Source organism: Bacteroidota bacterium, assembly GCA_030706565.1.
In the GTDB taxonomy this organism is placed as follows: Bacteria; Bacteroidota; Bacteroidia; order Bacteroidales; family JAUZOH01; genus JAUZOH01.
Window position 1 is genome coordinate 1 of the sequence record JAUZOH010000389.1, and the last position, 3,518, is coordinate 3,518.

3 protein-coding genes are annotated in these 3,518 nt (G+C 36.7%); 1 reads left to right on the forward strand and 2 read right to left on the reverse strand.

Annotation, left to right across the window (positions count from 1 at the left end; all coding sequences use genetic code 11):
- On the forward strand, positions 1-779 hold a 779-nt coding region (locus Q8907_14520; GenBank protein MDP4275486.1), incomplete at its 5' end, for a universal stress protein.
- 10 nt (positions 780-789) lie between these two features.
- Here Q8907_14520 and Q8907_14525 read toward each other — a convergent pair.
- Complete coding sequence (locus tag Q8907_14525; protein ID MDP4275487.1) at positions 790-1,977, reverse strand: HAMP domain-containing sensor histidine kinase; 1,188 nt, start codon at positions 1,975-1,977, stop codon at positions 790-792.
- 18 nt (positions 1,978-1,995) lie between these two features.
- Positions 1,996-3,518 (reverse strand): AsmA-like C-terminal region-containing protein (locus Q8907_14530; protein MDP4275488.1); only part of this gene is annotated, 1,523 nt, incomplete at its 5' end.

Here is a 3,518-nt window from a genome sequence, read left to right on the forward strand (position 1 = left end):
CTACGGTCATTGCCAAAAAACTATTTAAGGTAATTCAGTTGATTCATGTAATCAAGCCAAATCTCCCCCAACCTGAAAAAGAAAGAATCAGACAGGAATTAAGTACCATTACGGAAAAGGCTACTCAAAAAAGTGGCATTCAAACTACCTTTGTAACTAAAGAAGGTTCAATTTTTTCAACCATTTCGAACTACGCGACCGATACAAAACCCTTTCTGGTTTTCATGGGGACCCATGGGATAAAAGGTTATCAAAAAATTTTTGGCAGTTGGGCTTTGAAAGTTATCATAGGCTCTGAAGTCCCATTTTTTGTGGTTCAAAGAAAACCAAAGCCGGATGAGGAATTTGCCCATATCGTTTATCCTATAGATTTTAAGAACGAAAACAAAGAGATGCTTTATGGCGCTATAGGATTTGGAAAATTTTTCAATTCTACCATTCATCTTTTTTTGGATACCCCCAATGATAGGTCATTGGTTCAAAAAGTTAATGTCAATAAAAATTTTGCCATACGCTTTCTCAACCAATATAATTTGCAATATGAACTACACAATTCAAAACATGGAGGAAGTTTCTCAAAAAAAACCATAGAATTTGCCCACGAGATTAATGCTGATGTGTTATTGACCCTAACCACCAAGTATATTACCTTTGCCGATTACATGTTGGGGGCTCCCGAACAGAAAACATTGGTTAATCCCTACCAGATACCGGTTATAACTTTTAATCCCAAAGCCAGTTTTGCCTCAGTAGGACAATTTATGTTTGGCCGTACCTAAATAACCTCAGCTATTTTTTTAAAAGTATCCGGAAAGTAGTGCCTTTGTCAATTTCTGATTTGTAGACAAATACTTTCCCGTCGTGGTATTCTTCTATAATCCTTTTCGATAAGGACAAACCCAGCCCCCATCCCCTTTGTTTTGTGGTATAACCGGGCTTAAATACAGTCTTAAATTTTGATTTTGGAATACCTTTGCCTGTATCACTGATATCTACAACAAGGCTTCTTGCAAATTCTGTTATGGAAATGCTAATGGTTCCTGTCCCTTCAATGGCATCAACAGCATTTTTACATATATTCTCAATTACCCATTCAAACAAGGATATATTCAGGGGTATAAATATTTGTTGCCCTTCCTCATATTTAAACTTAATCTGCACTTTTTGGGAATATCGGGTTTTAATGTACTGAATGGCATTCTCCAGAACTTCGATAATATCCCCAGGCAAAAGAATGGGCTTAGACCCGACTTTTGAAAAACGCTCGGTGATTATTTTTAATCTGTTCACGTCTTTCCCAAGTTCATTTACAATAGAAGGATCAATATTTTTTACTTTCAGCAGTTCCACCCATGCCATCAGAGAAGAAGTCGGAGTTCCCAACTGATGGGCAGTTTCTTTTGATAAACCAACCCAAACCTTATTCTGCTCAGCATTACGGGAACTGCTGAAAGCAAAATATGAAACCAGTATAAACAGGGAAATAATGGACAACTGTATATAAGGATAGTAAGAAAGTTGGGTGAGAATGGTGGAATCCTTGTAATAAATATAATTTTTTTCGTCATTACCCAAATCGATGACAATGGGGGGGCGTTGTTCCTTCATAATACTCAGTTGGCGGCGCAGATACCTGGTGTCATCTATCCGCAGCGAATCAAGATTCCTGGCGGATATTATTCTCCCATGGCTATTGGTCAATATCACCGGAACCGTCTTATTGTCTTCTATCACCTTCAGCATGAAACTGAGATCTTTGTCGGATAAATCAATTTCTATCAGCTTTTTGGTGGCTTCAGACCATAATTCCACTTTCTTACGTTCTTCATTCGAAAGTTTCTGAACCAGCTTATTGGTATATAAAAGTGACGAAATACCTATAAATACAGCAAAAACCAATAGCAGATATTTCCATCTTTGCCTCTGGCTATAAATATTAGAATCTATATTGAATAAATGAAATACTTTTGTTTTCAAAAAATTCATCTCATTTTACTACTTATCGTCCCATTGAATATTGAAACGTTGTCGATTCTTTTTAATTGTTTTATTTTGATTTGAATTTGATTGTTTTTCCTGCTCATCATCCCATTGCACCCGGAAAGGTTTTTTGCTTACCTTTTCATTTTCACCTTTTGTCAGGGTAGTATCTTTTTTGAACCATCCAAATTCATCATGAAGCACTCCCTTAAGGACTTTCTTTTCACTCTTGATATGCTGGATTAAAACATCCTTGGCCATTTTTGTATCGTACTTTACTTTGCAATTTCCGGGAGTCCCGTCAATTGAGAGATAGACACTCGTATTGCCCAAACCGTCATCCTCTACCGGTCCAAATTCACTTTCCTGATTTTTATGATGTTTCGTTTTCCTCCACAATACCTGGCTTAAGGCAAGTTTTACCTTATATGAATATTTGCCATCAAAACCATGTATTCCGGAACCTGTAAGGTTGATGGCCGAAGAATTGATATCCATTTGAGGAATAATCACCTTACTGTCCTTGATGTAAATTTCATTCTTAAGAGTAGAGAATTTGACATCGCGCAATTCTGAAAGTGCAATAAATCTGGATAAACCCAACATGGGCTCAAATTGAATCAATTCTCCATTCTGTATATTAAATGATCCCTGGCCAACTATCTTGTCGGGAATGATTCTCATATTTTTTGTCCATTCGGAAGAGAAATCAAAATCTCCGCTGATAGTTCCTTTAAGGTTATTATCAAGTAAAAATTTCTGCCCAAAATTATTGAACGAATAAAATAACTTTCTAATGTCTATATTATCCAATTTTGCCTGACATTGAATAATAAAATTTTTGTCGTAGGTCTGAATGATTGCTCCACCTCCCGACATTTTTCCGTCTACCGAATGAAGGGATACTGAACGAAGAGTAAAGAATGTCGGATGATAATTCAATTTTCCTTTTACATAATTCCCTTTAAAATGATTATAGGTAAAATTATCCACCCTGAAGTTCAGGTCCAGTAAAACATTCTCAGGGAACAGGATTTTTGCAGGAACATTCAATTGCTTCCCTTGTTTGGTAGTGGTCAGATAACGATTGACATCCAGATAACGGGAATAAATATCCCCATCAACAGTCACTGTTTGCTTTTTGCCATTGTCAAGCAAAAATGGCATAAGATTGATGGCCTGTCCATTAATTGTAAAATCATTCCCGGCAATGTTACAGGTCAGATTGTCCAGCTTTACATCATGATTTGCCAGTAATTTCCCGGATATTCCTGAAATAGTATAAGGATTACCCTTCACCTTAAGACTTACGTCATGAAAAACCGTTTCCCCCTGAATCAATGCGTTTAAAATATCATTTCTGGAAATCTGGGCATAACTTTTAGGTTTCCCGGAAATTTTAAGTTTGGCATCAATTGTTCCCTCGGCTTTTTCAATGGTATCAATGGGAAGATAATTGAGCAGGTCGGAGGCAACGATATGCGATGAAGCATCTATCGTAAAATATGGATTGTTGAAATTAACCATTTTCAACTTGC